Below are 17,782 nucleotides of genomic sequence, written 5' to 3' on the forward strand. Positions count from 1 at the left end.
TTATCCCTCCACTATTTGTAGCTTCCAAATACTGGTCGTATGGTTAGGTTTCTGGCTCAGATATGTCAGTGTTTCTGTTGAACGATCTGCTTCTTCACGATAGACGTCAAATCGGTTTAGAGTCGGAGGTGCAATCGGATGTCGTTGGTTCGGACGTGAGACTGTCTCCTCCCAGGATTGTAAAACGACGTTGGCGTTGGTTCCCCCATCTGCGAAACAATTTATCGCTGCCGTTCGGGGCGAATCGTTCCATTCAGAAAGCTGTCGATGAAAATAAAAAGGCGTTGACTCCATATCGAAATGGGTCATCCGCTCTTGCCCTGATAGGAACGGGACCAATTGTTGGTGTTTCAGCATCAGCACGACTTTTATCAAACTGGCAATCCCTTCTGCACATAAGGGATGACCGATATTTGGCTTGATCGATCCTAATCCGCAAACGACCGTATTCGATGAGCGATAGACAGACTGAATAGCTTTGAGTTCAAGTAAATCTGTAACCTCTGAACCCGATCCATTCGCTTCTATATAGCTGATTTGTTCCGGCTTCACGCCAGCTTTAGCCAGTGCCGACTGCATAACCTCTTTTTGGGCTTGCAAATTCGGTGTGGCAGGACCTGCTGTTCGTCCATCATTGTTGACCGCTACTCCCTTGATGACGGCATGTATTTCATCACCATCAGCCAGTGCTTGCTCCACGGTCTTCAATAGAACCATTCCTACGCCTTCTCCCAATACGAGTCCGCCCGCACGCCTGTCAAAAATATGGAAGGCTGGCTCTTCGCTTAAAATTCCTCTTTGGTGGAACATCCGATGCGCTTCATCACCGTTTAATACGTTAACCCCGCCGACGATAGCAGCCCCAATCTCTCCACTACGAAGTGAATGAATCGCCATATTCATCCCGACCAGTGCCGAAGAGCATGCGGTATCGATGACCATACTAGGACCTCTAAGATCGAAGAACTGGGAAATATTTGTAGCCAAATAGTTTTGTCCCACGGTCATAATCGGGTTTTGTGTTTGATGAAGACGCTCTTCGCTTGGGCGATGGTTACTTCTTGCTCCAATGTAGACACCTACCGATTTTCCCTTGATGTCCTTCGGTGTGTATCCAGCTTGATGCCATAGATGAAGACTTTCCTCCAATACCAATAAAGCTTGCGGGTCCATTGCCTTGGCATCTTCTTTTGCTATCAGGAAGAAAGCAGGATCAAAAGCATTAATATCGTCCAGAAGTCCCGCATGATAGGAATTTTCATAACCCCAGCGTTCCTTGGGCACGGAACCAATGGCTGAACGACCATCCGCTAACAATTTCCAATATTCTTCCACGTTACGAGCACCCGGAAAACGGCAAGATAGCCCTACTACTGCAATGTCAGTTGGACTTGCCTCCCTAAATGGAGCAGTCTGACTACTCATACTCACCATCTGGCTTTTCACAGTCTCACTATGGATGGACTGAATCTCCGAATCGTCGCTCATTTCAGGAGAAGCCAACGTCAGATCGTCAGCGATGGAATCACCGTGATTGCTGACAATCCATTCTCCAAGTGTTTCTATGGTGGGATATTCATATAAAATCGTCGGATCCAAGTCCTTACCTAACCATTTACTGATCTCATTCATGACTTGAGCCAGTAACACCGAATCGATCCCATAGTCCGGAAACTTTTTATCTATCTCCAACCTGGCAGGGTCTAGTTTCAACTCCTTCGCAAATAGCTCAATCAGTCTTGTCTGCGCTGTCTTCACAAGATCAACTAAGCTTTGCGTCGGCTTGCCTGCTGTTGGACGATGAGACGACAAGTTCGCAACAGAAACTTCTTGCTTTTTGTGTCGCATCAATTGATGGGGTTCCCACAACTCTTGGTTAATTACGGCCGGCAAAACAACGGGACCTATCTTTTTCAAAAGAATTTGATCCAACAATCGCAAGCCTTGCTCGTCAGTGAGGTGTACCAGTCCTGTTTGTTGATAGGCTTTGGTCGTAACGGCACCTATTCCTGTTTCCTTCCAACTCGGCCACTGTATGCTAATGATTGGGCAAGCATCAGCATGTGCGAAAGCAAAATAATCCATATAGGCATTGGCTAACGCATAATCACTCTGTCCTGCTGCCAAGGATGGAATGATTGCCGAAACAGATGAAAAGAGAACGAAGAACTGTAGGGGCTCGCCCTTGCAGTTTTGATAAATCGTATGCAACCCAGCCACTTTCGGTTGTAATACCTGCTGAATTCCAGCAGTCGATTTCCGAATAAACGCAGGATTTTGATCATCGCTATAACCAGCGCAATGAATCACCCCGCCAATAGGACCCATCGTCTGCTTCAAATCCTGCAAATGCTGTTGCCAAGCCTCTTCATCGGTTAAGGATACAGCTAAAACTTGAACCTGTACGCCTTGCGCTTCCAAAGCTTGTATCGCCTGAATTTTCTCTGCTACAGAATTGCTTTGCTGCTGATAGGCTCCCCATTGCTCGCGCGGCGGTAGACTTTCTCGCCCTGTGAGCACCAGTTTTTTGACACCATAACGCTCTACAAAATGCTTGGCACATAAATATCCAAGCCCTCGTGTACCGCCAGTGATCAATAGAACATGGTTCTCTGGGAAAACAAGCGCTGACTCCTGACTGTCTGCTACCATCGCTTCCTGAAGATAAGCGCTGTAACGCTCACCCGATCGGTAGCAAACCTCTGTTTCCTGATCATCCATGAGAAACTCTGCTGCAATCTGTCGCGCAAGTTCTTCTACATCAGCCGATGGCTCCAGATCCACATGGCGTGATTGCAGATGCTTATATTCACTTTGCAGCATGCGATACAAACCAACACGTGAGGCGCCGGACAAATTGACAGAGTCATTCTGGTAAGACTCCAAGCCTTTTGTCACACCCAATAGCTTCAAGCCTTCCTTATGACCATTCTCAATGAGTTGTTGCAACCATGGAATCCAAGACAACAAATCAGTCTGCTGATGTCCACAACCGATCAAATCTATGACGCCATCATAGTTTTTCCACTCCATCTCATCCTGATGGAATCGTGATTCGAGCTCGTTCAGCTCTAGGATTTCACTCTTAGCGAAATGGTTAGACAATCGAATCGCCAATTGCTTCGTTTCATCCGTTGTGAAAATACCAACCGTTCGATGAGCTACTTTGGTTGGCATCGCTGTGCAAGCCTTCCATTGCTTTTTCACAAAACGCATGTCTGGCTGAATGGGAAGCTCCTCATAGGTGGATATGGATGCTGCACCTGTAAATGGTGTATATCCACCAGGCACCCAATATGCTTCTTTACTAAACGGATAGGTTGGAAGACTAATCCGGCGAGGCTTCCTCTCACCATACAAGCTGTTCCAGTCAATGTTCAGCCCTTTGACCCAAACGTCCAGCAATTTGCCGTATTTGCCTTTGTTCATCCAGGAATCAATCATTTGCGGCAGATCCTCATCTGCTGCAAAGATTGCCAAGGTCTCTTTATGACGTTTTACCTGTCCGTGGTAAAGGTCTTCTGTGTCCTTCTGTCTTCCCATGAATTGCTTCAATTTCTCTTCAAGTTCAATCATCGAGCCCGCGATCACAGCCAAACGTTCTTCCATCGCTTCTCGGCCCACTTGAAGGGTATACGCTATTTCAGCTAAATCCGTATCGGACAATCCCTGTTCCTCAATGGCTCCGAGCAGACGTTGGACCCTCTGATGAAGCTGTTGTTCATTCTTAGCCGATAAGAGAATCAATGCGGGATTTTGCGGACTTGCCATTACAGCAGGCTGCTCTTGCGTTTTTGGCATATATTCTTCAATCAACACATGAGCATTCGATCCGCCCGCACCAAAACTGCTCACACCGGCACGTCGTGGAGCTTCCCGCCCCTCAATGACAGGGCGTTTCCACTCCGCTAGCTCTTGCTGAACAACAAACGGCGTCATGCTGAAATCTATATTCGGATTGAGTACTTCTGCATGTAAGGATGGCGCTAATTGTCCATGCTTGAGCTGCAATAGCACCTTCGTCACCCCAGCAATTCCCGCTGCACTCTCACAATGCCCGATGTTGGACTTCGCCGATCCAATGGCACAAAACTGTTTGTCATTGGTGTACGCTTGGAAAGCCTTCGTTAAGCCCGTAATTTCAATCGGATCACCTAATGAGGTCCCTGTACCGTGCGCTTCCAGATAGCTAATCGTCCGTGGATCGATTCCCGCTTTTTCGAAAGCACGTCCAATAACCCGCGCTTGGGCATTCGGGCTAGGTACATTGTAACCATTCGTTTTTCCTCCATGGTTAACGGCGGTTCCTTTTATCACACCATAAATTTGATCTCCATCGGCAATCGCTTTCGCCAGAGGTTTAAGCAGGACTGCTCCCACTCCCTCGCCAGGTACATAACCATCACCGCCGATACCAAAGCTTTCGCATCGTCCTTTGCTGGATGCGAATTTGCCCTGTCCAAGCATCAAGTATTTATTAGGGTGGATCGAAACATTGACACCACCTGCAATCGCAGTCTCACATTCCCCTTGCTGCAAACTTTGGCAAGCCAAATGAATGGTTGTCAGCGAAGAAGAACACATGGTATCTACCGCCATGCTAGGTCCATGGAAGTTGCAGAAATAAGAAACCCGATTCGCAATAGATGCTGGACTTCCTGCGAGCGCTATCGGTCTACCGAGCATCGTTTCTTGGGCTCCGTAGAGCTGGTATTCTTCGTACATGACTCCGACATAAACCCCGACATTACCGCCTAGACCCGTGCCAGGTGCCGAGCCGAGAGATTCACGAGTATAGCCAGCATCCTCTAATGTTTCATAGACGCATTCCAAGAACAAGCGCTCTTGCGGGTCCATGATTTCAGCCTCTCTTGGTGTGATATTGAAAAATAACGGGTCAAATTGATCAACACCGTCCAGGAAGCCTCCCCACTTGCTGTAGGTTTTTCCTTGCTTTTTCTTATCTGCATCAAAAAACAGGCTGTGATTCCAACGTTCTTCAGGAATTTCTGCGACACAATCCTTGCCATCGCGCAAGTTACGCCAGAACTCTTTGATATTTCCAGCCTCCGGATAACGACCTGAGACCCCAATAATCGCAATGTCTAAGGCGTCGTTTGCTGGTTTGGTAATTCTCGTCGTTTCTATCAATGCGTTGCCTCTGCTCCTGCGGTTGTTGATAATCGGTTTTGTCGTTGCAGCAACCATCGCTGGTGCAACACTCGACTTTTTAACAGGGGTAACCGTTGGTGCTGCTTTCTCATCCATACCAAGGATGCTCATCATTTGATCTCGATGCGACGCCAGGAAGTATTTCGCAATTTCTTCGATGGTTTGATATTCGAAAAATAATGTTTTCGACAACGAACCAAACGTTTTTTCTAATTCATTCGTTAATTGCATGACCATAATCGAATCGATTCCGTACTTTTCCAACAAGGCATCTGCTTCGATGCGATCTATGGGCAGCTTGATGACGGAAGAGACCAGCTTTTTGAAATAATAGATCGCTTTTTCCTTTGGCAAATGATGACTTGATGGTTGTATTACGGTAGAAGCTTTGACGTCTTGTTCTGTTGTCTTCGGTCTCCCCACCACTGCTGCGCGGAGGCGTTGTAGATCTCCTTCCATTACCATCACCTGATCTTTTCGAGAAGCTACGGCTTCATAAAAAGCACGAATACCCGTCGCGGTCTGCAAAGCGATCATTCCTATACTTTGTTTCACCATCTCCTCAACTGCTTCATCTACTTGCATTCCGCCCTCTTTCCAGAGCGGCCAATTGATAGAGACAGTTTGACCCTGACGTTGTTTAGCCTGCACCCGTTCATTCCGATATTTCGCATAGCCATCCATAAAGGCATTGGCGCAAGCATAGTCTGCTTGACCAACATTTCCTATACTTCCTGCTATCGAAGAAAAGAGGACGAAGAAATCGAGCGGCTGATCTTTGCATGCTTCATCCAGATTCGTAAGACCAGCAACTTTAGGCGCTACCACTTGGCTCCATTCTTCTGTCGTTTTCTTCAGGATGAAGTTATCACGAACAACACCCGCACTATGGATGATGCCGCGAAGACCTCCGAATTCCTGTTGAATGCTTTGGATGAGCTGAACGACTTCCTGCTTGTCCGTCACATCTACTTGACGGTAGACAACCCTTGCCCCTGACCTTTGCAAATCATGAAGCATTGCTTGTTTATCTTCATGCAGAAGAGAACGTCCTGTGAGAATTAAGGTTACCTGTTTCGCTTGACTCGCGATTTCCCTTGCGAAAATCAACCCTAAACCGCCTGCTCCACCCGTAATCAGATAGGTTCCTTGATCTTTCCACGGAATGGTGACCTCATCATGCAATGGCTTGGTTTCGCACCAGCCCAGTACATAGCGTTTACCCGCTTGATAGCGAATTCGGTCTTCCATCGGATAGCAGGCATTCTCTTGCAGCTTGTTGACGATGTCTGCCGCATGTTCACCCGGGTTTAGTTCAATAAATTGACCGACTAGATTTGGATTCTCCTGCCGAGCTGTTTTCATCAATCCAGAAAGTCCGCTTACGTATGATTGCTCAGCTTTGTGGGGAACGACGACCTGCAATAACACCTTGCCCAGTATCTTTTGCTGGAAGATGCTTTGGATTTCCAAAAATACTTGGGAAGCATAAGTCTCGAACCTGTCCGCAATGCCTTCCTGTTGGGATTGCAAAGGAATCAAGCGCACTTCGTTCATCTGGGCGGATATACTTGCAAATGACGATTCAAAACCTTCCACAATCATCACGATATGCTGTGCATAGGTAGGAGTCGCCGTTTCTTGAACACCTGCTTGTTCTTTCCAGCAAGGATTTACGATCAGCATTCCTTGTGCCCCTCTGGATTCGAAGTCGTCAATTTTACCGTCCAGCTTACGAGACGAAAATCGCTTCATTCTGACGCAAACATTTCCTTGCTCGTCACATAAGTCAATATCCAGCTTCTGTACATGATCAGAAGCACTGCTGCCATCACTGTAGCGAATATAAGCCCACATCTGTGGCACGCAAGGACTGAAGATTTCCAGCTCATCCAGCGCAAAAGGCAGGATTGGCTTTAGCGAATCAAGATTGTGAGCGAGGCTCTTGTCATCTGTCCCCATAAATAAACCAATCGCCGCCTGCAAAGCAGAATCCATCATACTTGGATGCAGCACAAACTGTTCTTCTGTCCCCAAAACAGCGAAAGGTAAAGACAGCTTTGCCAACACCTGCTCGAATCCCTTATACACTTGCTCCATTCCTTGCAGGGCTGGCCCGTATTGGATTCCCATTGCTTTATAGATGTCATAGCATTGGCTGCCGCTCAAGATGCTATGGCTGCACGCTGCTTGTAACATAGCAAGATCAAGTGTTGGCGTCTCGGCTACCGAATGAAATACGGCACTTCCCTGACTGTGGACAATCTCTTCTGCTCCCTTTCCTGTATGCTCACTGTAGATTCGATAACCAATCTCTCCACTGTCTTCCAGCTGAAGACCAATGTGAACATCAACAGGCTGAGCATCGACAGCAATTGGCTTGGCCCACACAATATTTTTAAGCGTAATTCCATTTTGTCCCGCTCTCAGGGCTCCCGCTGACTGGTCGATTGCCTCACGTGCCATTTCGAGATAGGCAACACCCGGTAAGAGCTGCTGTCCATTCACAACATGATCTGCCAAGAAAAATTCCTGTCCACGGAAGGTAGAACTATACCGCTGTTCCAACAATTCAGATGTGTTTTTCTGGAGCAACGGGTGAAGGAAGAGCGTTCCTTCTGATGCTGCTGCAACTTCGCGCGCAAATTGCGTATCCATCTGAGGAATCCAATATCGTTCTCTTGCAAACGGATACGTAGGCAAGCTGATACGACGAGGTTTCTTTTCACCGTAAAGCTTTTGCCAATCAACCACGCCTCCACTTACCCACAGATCAAGCAGCTTGGCGTATTTTCTTTTGCTAATCCAAGCATCGATTGCCTTTTTCAAATCTTCATCTGCTTCAAACACGGCGATCGTCTTCTTATTGCTCTTCACCTGTCCACGGAATACGTCTGGGGTGCCTTCCTGTCCATCTACAAATTGCATCAGCTTGTCCTGAAGCTCTTGAATGGAGCTGGTCATTACAGCCAGGCGTTCGTCCATGGCTTCTCGTCCCATTTGAAGCGTGTAGGCAATATCCGCCAAGTCCATGTCAGAAATGGACTGATCCCTGATCGCGGCTAACAAACGCTGTGCCTGTTCGTGGAGCTGGTTTTCATTTTTCGCTGACAAGAGAATGATCGCTGGATTCGAGTGACTTACTTGAATAGCTGGACGTTTCTCATATTCTGGCATGTACTCTTCAATGACAAGATGAGCATTAGATCCACCCGCACCAAAGCTGCTCACACCCGAGCGTCTTGGAATTTCCTGACCGTCAATGATAGGGCGTTTCCACTCCGCCAGCTCTTGCTGTACGACAAATGGAGTCGTGCTGAAATCAATATTCGGGTTTAGCACCTCTGCATGTAAGGATGGTGCTAGTTGTCCGTGTTTGAGCTGCAACAGGATCTTCGTTATCCCGGCAATTCCCGCTGCACTCTCACAATGACCGATATTGGACTTCGCTGATCCGATAGAGCAAAACTGCTTATCTGTTGTGTACGCTTGGAATGCTTTTGTCAATCCTGCGATCTCTATAGGATCTCCTAAAGAAGTGCCTGTACCGTGAGCTTCCAAATAACTGATCGTCCGTGGATCAATTCCTGCCTCCTTCAAGGCACGTCCAATTACACTCGCTTGTGCATTGGGGTTAGGTACGGTATAACCATTTGTTTTGCCCCCATGGTTAATGGCGCTTCCTTTAATCACGCCGTAAATCTGATCTCCATCGGCAATCGCTTTCGCCAGAGGTTTCAGCAGTACTGCTCCGACACCCTCTCCAGGCACATAGCCGTCACCGCCAAGCCCAAAGCTTTCGCATCGTCCCTTGCTAGAAGCAAATTTTCCCTGTCCAAGCATCAAATATTTATTCGGATGAATCGAAACATTGACACCACCTGCAATCGCAACCTCGCATTCACCGCGTTGCAAGCTTTGGCAGGCAAAATGGATGCCTGTTAGAGAAGAGGAACACATCGTATCTACCGCTACGCTAGGACCATGGAAATTAAAGAAGTAAGAGACGCGGTTCGCTACAGATGAGAAGCTTCCGCCAAGGGCCATCGGTCTGCCCATTATGGTTTCTTGTGCGCCATACAGCTGATACTCTTCATACATGATGCCCACATAAACACCCACATTACCGTCAAAGCCAAAGCCTTGGGACGATCCGAGAGATTCGCGGGTATAGCCTGCATCCTCTAAGGTTTCGTACACACACTCCAGGAATAAACGTTCCTGAGGGTCCATGATTTCTGCTTCCAGAGGCGCGATGTTGAAGAAAAGCGGATCGAATTGATCAACACCGTCTATGAATCCGCCCCATTTGCTGTAAGTTTTCCCACGCTTGTTCTTATCCTCATCAAAATACAGACTGTGGTTCCAGCGCTCTTTAGGGATCTCCGTAATGCAATCTTTGCCATCGCGCAGATTGTTCCAAAACTCTTGGGTATTCCGCGCTTTCGGATAACGTCCAGAAACCCCAATGATCGCAACGTCCAAAGCGCCTTTTGCTGATTGGGTTTCCTTCTGTTTCGAAGTGAACCGCGAGCCTTTGTGACTTCTTCCGCGACGGCTGTTCACGTGCCTTTGCGACGTGTTTTCTTCTTTTGTCACGGATGCTGTTTCTTCCATAACAACTGTTTCCTGCTGTTCCTTCAGACCTAAGATTTCTATTAATTTGTCTCGATAGGAATCCAAGAAATATCCAATCAATTCTTGAATGGTTTGATATTCAAAAAATAACGTTTTCGGCAATGAGCCAAAGCTTTTCTCTAATTGGTTGGTTAATTTCATGGATAGAATCGAATCAATTCCGTATGTCTCCATCGAGGCATCTTCTTCTATTCGATTCACTGGCAGTTGCAGAACCTCGGCAAATTCCTTTTTAACAAAATGAGTCGCTTTCTCGTGGAGGACATTTTGTTCCACACTGGTGATCGTTTGTTTTTCATTTTGCTCTACCTTGGTAGGTGTGATCGATGCCACTGGCTGCATCTGTTTTACCGGCATTTCTTCAAATTCCCCCAGTAAATAGGAGGCAAGCTGCTGAAGTGTTGGACACTCCACGAACACAGTCGGAATCAGCCCAATGTTATATTGCTGACTTAGCTTGTTGGCGAATTCCGTCAGTAGAACCTGATTAAACCCGAGTTCAGACAGCTCCACTTTGACATCAATATCCGTGGTATGAACCTGAAGCAGCTCCGACACCGTTTGCATCAAAGCAAGTTCCACTTCATACAGCAGGTTGCTGGTATCCGCCGTTACCGAAGCTTCAGATCGGACAGGAACATGCGTCGATGGGGATTTGCTGGTCGGTGTTTGCAAAAACAATGTTTGCTTGAGCTTTGCCAGATCGCCTGTCATCACCATAACCTGAGCTTTTCCGGAGGCTAAACCTTGGTACATAGCTGCAATACCCGTTGAAGTCTCCATAGCGACTACTCCCATGCTATTCTTCAACATGTCACCAGCATCTGCATCAGCCTGCATTCCGCCCTCTTTCCACAACGGCCAATTCATGGACAATGTCTGTCCGTGACGTTGCTTTCGTGCAACCAGTCCATTGCGATAGTGGGCAAAGCCGTCCATAAAGGCGTTGGCGCAAGCATAATCGGCTTGTCCGATATTTCCCAAGCTGCCTGCCACCGAGGAAAACAGCACCAAGAAATCCAGTTCTACATCCTTGCAGGCTTCATCCAGATTGATGAGACCCGTGACCTTCGGACCCTGAACCGTTTGGACCTCCTCCATGTTTTTCTTGAGGATATAGCTGTCACGAATCACGCCAGCACTATGAATAACGCCATGAAGACGTCCATAGTCCCGTTGAATCGTATGGACCAAATCAGCCATTTCCTGTTTCTGCGTCACATCAACTTGGCGGTATTCAACATTTGCTCCCAATCTTCTGAATTCATGGAGTTTATCTTGCTTCTCTTCATCCAATGGGGAACGTCCTGTAAGAATCAGGTTTGCATGTTGAACCTTCTGTACAATTTCTTTGGCAAAAATATAACCCAGTCCACCTGCCCCGCCAGTGATGAGATAAACCCCACTGTCTTTCCATGGAATCCTCGCGTCTTGGGGAGCATTCAGTTCTACCCAGTCAGATACATATCTCTTTCCAGCTTGATATCGAATCTGAACATCCAAAGGGCAGCGTACATTCTCCTTTATTTTTTCAGCAATATCTAATTCGTCGTCTCCCGCTTCTACCTCAATTACCTGTCCAATCAGGTTGGGGTTCTCCAATTTCGCCGTTTTCAGCAATCCAGAGAACGCGGTGTAAAATGGCTGTTCTTCTTGCATTGGAACGACAAGCTGAACCAATACCTTGCCACGTAGTTTTTGCTTGATAATCCCTTGAATTTCCTCCAATACCTGCGTCGTATACTCAATGAAACGCTCGGCAACGCCTTCTTGTGAGGATCGCAAAGGAATGTAACGTACTCCATCCAAATAGTTTTGGAGATGATTCCAAGAGACGCGATGCGGTTCAACCATCATCACGATGCGCTGTGTATAGTCAGGGGCTTCGGCGTTGTTCACAACCGCTTGTTCCTTCCACTCAGGTTGAACCAGCAATGTTCCGAGTTTCCCTTTGGAATCCACTGCCTCAACTTCGTCTTCCAGCACTCGTGCGGAGAAGCCCTTCATACGCACACAAACCGTTCCTTGGTCGTCACACAAATCAATATCTATTTTCTGTACCTTGTCTCCCGTCCTACTGCTGTCAGCCTGTCGAATCCATACCCACATCTGGGAAGTAGTCTGGCTAAAAATGCTCAGCTTCTCCAGTGCAAAAGGCAGAATTGGCTTCAGAATCGCCGTATCACCAGCGCCAAGCAACAATCCAATAGAGGATTGTAAGGCCGAATCCAGCATACTCGGATGCAAGACGAATTCTCCTTGCGTCTCGGCTACTTTGGAAGGAATGGCTAACTTGGCCAATACTTGTGCGTCTCCCACGTACACCTGCTCAATTCCTTGATGGGCTGGACCATAGACGAGTCCCATTGTTTGAAAGGCTTCATAACACTGACTAGAATGAAGCGTGCGATAGCTGCATTGCGCTTTGATCGCATCGAGATTATGCGTTGGTGCAGTAGTGAGCGCAGCAAACACGACACTTCCTTGGCTGTGTACTACTACTTCATCCTGCTCTACTCGCGGTTCACTGTATATTTCATAACGAAGGTCGCCGTTATCCTCAGGATAAATGCCGATGTGTACCTGAACAGGCTCGTCTTCCACTACAATTGGTTGCACCCATCCTACATTTTTCAGCTCCATCGCGAATTGATCTTCTTCCAACGATCCCGCTGCTAGATCCGCAGCAGCACGAGCCATCTCAAGATAAGCAACCCCAGGCAGGATTCTCTTTCCTTTTACAACATGATCCGTTAAAAAGAATTCCTGACCATCAAAAATAGAGGTGAATCTTTGCTCACTGAGATCCGAAGTATTCTGATGCAACAAAGGATGAAGGGAAGCAGTCAGACCAAGCGTGCCTTTTGTGTTAGTTGACGTCTGTGCCTTGGGTTTTGGCAGCCAGTAATGCTCTCTGGCAAAAGGATACGCAGGCAAGCTAATCCGCCGAGGTTTATTCTCGTCATAAAGCTTATTCCAATCAAAATTCAAGCCCTTCACCCAGAAATCGAGAAGCTTGGAGAATTTTTTGCGTTGAATCCACTTCTCAATCGCTTCTTGCAATTCCTCATCGCCTGTGAAGATATCTGCTGTTTCTCTGCCGCGTTTTACCTGACCACGATAGAGATCGGCAATGCTGTCATTACCCGCAAGGAAGCTTTGCAACTTCTCTGCAAGTTCTGTAAGCGAGCTCGTCATTAGAGCCAGGCGCTCTTCCATTGCCTCGCGTCCCACTTGGAGCGTATACGCAATATCTGCCAGATCGACTTCTGAAAAGGATTGCTCCTCAATCGACGCTAACAGTCTTTGCACTTGTTCGACGAGACGCTCCTTATTTTTTGCCGACAGGACAATGATCGCCGGGTTTTGCGGACTGACCGTAATCAAAGGGCGTTCCTTGACCTCAGGAATATATTCCTCAATCACGACGTGTGCATTGGCCCCTCCTGCACCGAAAGAAGAGATCCCGGCTATTCTCGGGAATTCTCTCCTTTCTCCATTCACTTCAATGAGCGGTCGTTTCCATTCAGTCAAGTCCTGCTGAACGACAAAAGGCGTTTTCGAAAACGGAATATTCGGATTCAGCTCTTTGGCATGCAGGCTTGGGACCAGCTGTTGATGCTTCATTTGAAGCAATATTTTTGCCACTCCTGCTATTCCAGCCGCCGCTTCCAAGTGACCAATATTGGATTTAACAGAACCAATCGCACAATACTCCGTATCCTGCGTATCCTTGCGGAAGGCTTGGATGAGACCCGTAATTTCGATCGGATCGCCAAGCTCCGTGCCTGTTCCGTGAGCTTCGATATAGCTTACTGCTTTGGCATGAACCCCTGCCTTATCCAATGCCTGGCGAATCAGCTCTCCTTGAGCAGTTGGATTCGGTACGGTATAGCCATTGGTTTTTCCGCCGTGATTCACGCTGGTTCCACGAATCAACCCATAGATATGGTCGCCATCTGCCATTGCTTTTGACAGTGGTTTAAGCAGCACTGTACCTACGCCTTCCCCCGGTACAAAACCGTTTCCTCCTTGCCCAAAGCTTTTGCATTGTCCATCTATGGAAAGCATATGCAGCGCAGACAAAAAGACATAACTGGAAGGATGAAGATACAAATTGACTCCTCCGGCAATCGCCAGTTCACAATCCCCGTTATACAGATGCTCGCACGCTTCATGAATCGCTGTGAGCGAAGCGGAGCACATCGTATCAATCGGCATACTCGGACCTTGGAGGTTGAGGAAATAGGAAACACGATTCGTCAGTGAGCTAAACGATGTGTGAGGGTAAATGAACTCACCCTGCTTCCATAAATCAGGTCCATATAAGCTGAACCCTGTTTTTGTGATGCCTCCAAACACTCCGACTCGTCGATTGTACTTTTCCGCAAGCTGTTGTCTCGTATAGCCTGCATCCTCCAGCACTTCCCAGCACGATTCCATAAACAACCGTTCCTGCGGATCAAAATGCATCGCTTCCCACGGTGACATATTGAAAAAGAGCGGATCAAAGTCAGCGAATCCGTCTACAAAGCCGCCCCATTTGCCATAGCTTTTTCCTTCTGCCACAGCTTTGTCTGGATTAGGCTCGAAAAAGCCATCCAGAGACCAGCGCTCTTCCGGAATTTCTATAATGCAATCCTTTCCGGATTTCAGATTCTCCCAGTACTCGTTCAACGACCGCGCTTTCGGATAACGTCCGCTCATTCCGATAATGGCAATCGGCTCCCGCGCTATCTGATTTCCTGATTGCACTGCTACACTGCGAGTCGGTTCATAGTTAGCTGCTTCACGTTCGCTACGCGCCACTGGCGTTGGTGTGCCGCGATTGACCGCAATCTGACGATCAAGCCCCGTCCACTTCATGCATTCCTCATGATGATCAGCGACGAGATAATCTGCAAGGGTGTCAAGAGTCTGGTATTCATACAAGATGGTCTTGGACAATTCGCTAAAGACATCACCTAGCTTTTTATTTAGCTGGATAACCATGATCGAATCGATTCCGTATGTTTCTAACGGTTCATCGATAGCGATTTTACCTGCTCCAATTCTTGTCTCTTGACCAAACATCATTTTTAGCTGATAGAGCGTTTTATCTTTTAACACGCCTGCATCGACCGATAGCTTTGTTTCCTGCATTGGTGTGGAATCAAGCTGCGACAAGGCAGGAGTACCTAGCAAGTGTTCTTTGATTATTGGGAGATTGCCCTCGATGACCAGCATCTGCACAGAGCCAGAAGCCACCCCTTGATACAGCGCCTGAATGCCGCTTGCAGTCGGCATCGCGATCATGCCTCTGTCCTCCATAATCTTCTCTGTCGCTTCATCAATACGCATACCGCCATCTTTCCACAGCGGCCAATTGATGGAGAGTGTTTGGCCCTGGCGTTCGCCTGCTTTCACCAAACCACGGCGATACGTGGCGTATTGATCCATAAAGGCATTCGCGGAAGCATAATCAGCTTGCCCTGCATTCCCGAAGCATCCCACCCCAGAGGAGAAGAGAATAAAGAAGTCAAGCGCCATATCCTTGCTTGCTTCATCGAGATAAACCAGTCCAGAGACTTTTGGCGCTAGTACTTGCTCTAGTTCGTCCGCCGTTTTTCTAATGATAAAACTGTCGCGAATGACACCCGCAGCATGAATGATGCCCGTGAGACTTCCAAACTCTTGCTTGATGGCGTGAATTAATTCTTCTACCGCCTGCTTTTGTGTGATATCAGCTTGGCGATATTGAATATTGGCTCCCAGTGCTTTCAATGCGCTGTATTTGGCTTTCTTTTCTTCATCCAAAGAAGAACGACCGGCGATAATCACAGTCGCTCCCTTTGTTCGCTGAGCGATTTCCTGGGCAAAAATCAAGCCTAATCCGCCAGCACCACCAGTAATCAGATAAACGCCATCCTCTTTCCATACATGCTCCACTTGCTGTGAAACTTTCATTTCTGTCCAGCCGCTCACCCATCGCTTGCCATCCTGATAACGAATGTGCTTACTTTTCTCATCGGTGCTGTTTTGTTGCAGCTTTTTGACCAATTCCGCTGGATGGTCCTCTACTTGCACTTCAATGAGCTGTCCAATCAGCTTGGGATTTTCCAATTGAGCCGTTTTCAGTAAACCAGAGAGAGCCGTGAAGCATTGCTGTTCCCCCTTGTCAGGCACGACAATCTGAAGCAGAACTTTTCCCTTTGGTTTATTGGCAAGGATTCGCTGAATTTCCGTGAATACTTGGACGGTGAAGGCATGGAACCGTTCTGCAATACTTTCCTGCTGTGATTGCGATTGTAAGGCTAAGCAACGCACTCCGTTCATTTCGGATTCGATACGCTCTTTGAATTCCTCTGCCCATTCACAAACGATCACGAGATGCTCTGCAAAAGCAGGTGAACCAGCTCTTTCGTTGATCTCCTGTTCGTTCCAGCACGGTTGTAGAAGAAGCGTTTCTTGCTTTGGAGTTGCGAAAGCGATTGGCGAAATCTGTACCGAATCCGCTCCCGACTCCGTATATGCATTCTTGTTCGGTTTCGTATCCATCTCGGGAACCCGATAGGACTCCTCAGCAAAAGGATAGGTAGGAACGCTGATACGACGCGGTTTTGCGTCGTTGTACAGGAACTCCCACTCGATATCAAGACCCTTGCTCCACAACTCGGCTGCTTTTTCGCCCTCGCCTTCTGCAAACAGCTTGGAAATTCGCTCACGATTCGTCTCATTCTTTTTCAATAAGGAGACTTCATGGCTTGCTTGCTTTGCGTTCCCTTTAAAGCTACCTGCTGTTTGTTCGGCTCCACTCAAAAAGTCATCCAGCTTTTGAATGAGCTCTTCTGTATCTTTGACAATAAAAATAGCCCTGCTCTCCATCGCTTCTCTTCCCACTTGGAGGGTATAGGCCAAATCAGCTATATAAACGGACGGAACTCGCAGTTCTTTATTATCTCTAAGGAAATCCACTAATTGCTGGGCATACGCTTGTAGGCGATCATCGTTTTTAGCTGATAACGGCACGAAATAAACGCGATTGCTGTTATCATCGCTTCCGCTGACACGCTTAGCTTCTGCCCCAACCTTCCATTGTTCAAAAATGGCATGTGCATTCGTCCCGCCAAGACCAAATGAACTCAATGCCGCTCTGTGGGGAACAGGTGCATCCTCCCATTTTTTGAGCGAATCTACCACATAAAACGGTGACTGATCCAAATGGATATTCGGATTCGGCTTTTCATAATTTAGTGATGGAGGAATTTCGTTATGGTATAGGCTTAATGCTACCTTAATGCAACCTGCTAACCCTGCGGCTGTATCAAGATGTCCAATATTGGTCTTAACCGATCCAAGTCCGCAGTACTGTTTATTGGTTGTGTATTTTGTATACACTTCATTGAGCGCCGCAAATTCTATCGGATCTCCTAAATAAGTGCCCGTTCCATGCGCTTCAATATAGCTAACTGTTTCAGGATGAACCTTGGTGTCATCTAATACTTGCTGAATCACCTCAGCCTGACCTTTTATACTTGGCGCATAAAATCCGACTTTATCTGCCCCATCATTATTGATGCGAATTCCTCTCATGAGGGCATAAATATGATCGCCGTCCTTTATCGCATCGGAAGCTTTTTTGAGGACTACCACGCCGACTCCTTCTCCACCGATCATGCCGTCAGCTGACGCGTCGAATGTCTTGCAGTGACCATCACTGGAAAAGTTCAAACCGGATTGATAAACATACCCTGTATAAGTCGTAGGGAAAATAGTTGCGCCCCCTACTAAAGCCACTTTCGATTCTCCCGATTGCAGGCTGCGATAAGCCAGATGCAAGCCAACCAGCGAGGAAGAACAATTGGAATGGACGGCAAAGCTCGGTCCCTTCAGCCCCATTTTATGTGAAATCATCGTTGGAATGGTTCCACCTTGCGCCAAAACCCACGATACATATTCATTGGGGTCCTTCATGACATTCGGTGATTCCTTA

1 protein-coding gene (only partly in view) is annotated in these 17,782 nt (G+C 47.4%); it reads right to left on the reverse strand.

Annotated features, from left to right (window positions below; all coding sequences use genetic code 11):
• On the reverse strand, window positions 1–17,782 hold the 3' portion of the coding sequence (locus ACFYU8_RS08695) for an amino acid adenylation domain-containing protein (protein WP_390293955.1). The gene runs 3,758 nt beyond the window's last position; only the last 17,782 of its 21,540 coding nucleotides appear in the window; its start codon lies off the right edge, out of view; it ends in the stop codon at window positions 1–3.

The sequence above is a fragment of the Brevibacillus sp. NPDC003359 genome (genome assembly GCF_042878995.1).
Classification (GTDB): Bacteria; Bacillota; Bacilli; order Brevibacillales; family Brevibacillaceae; genus Brevibacillus.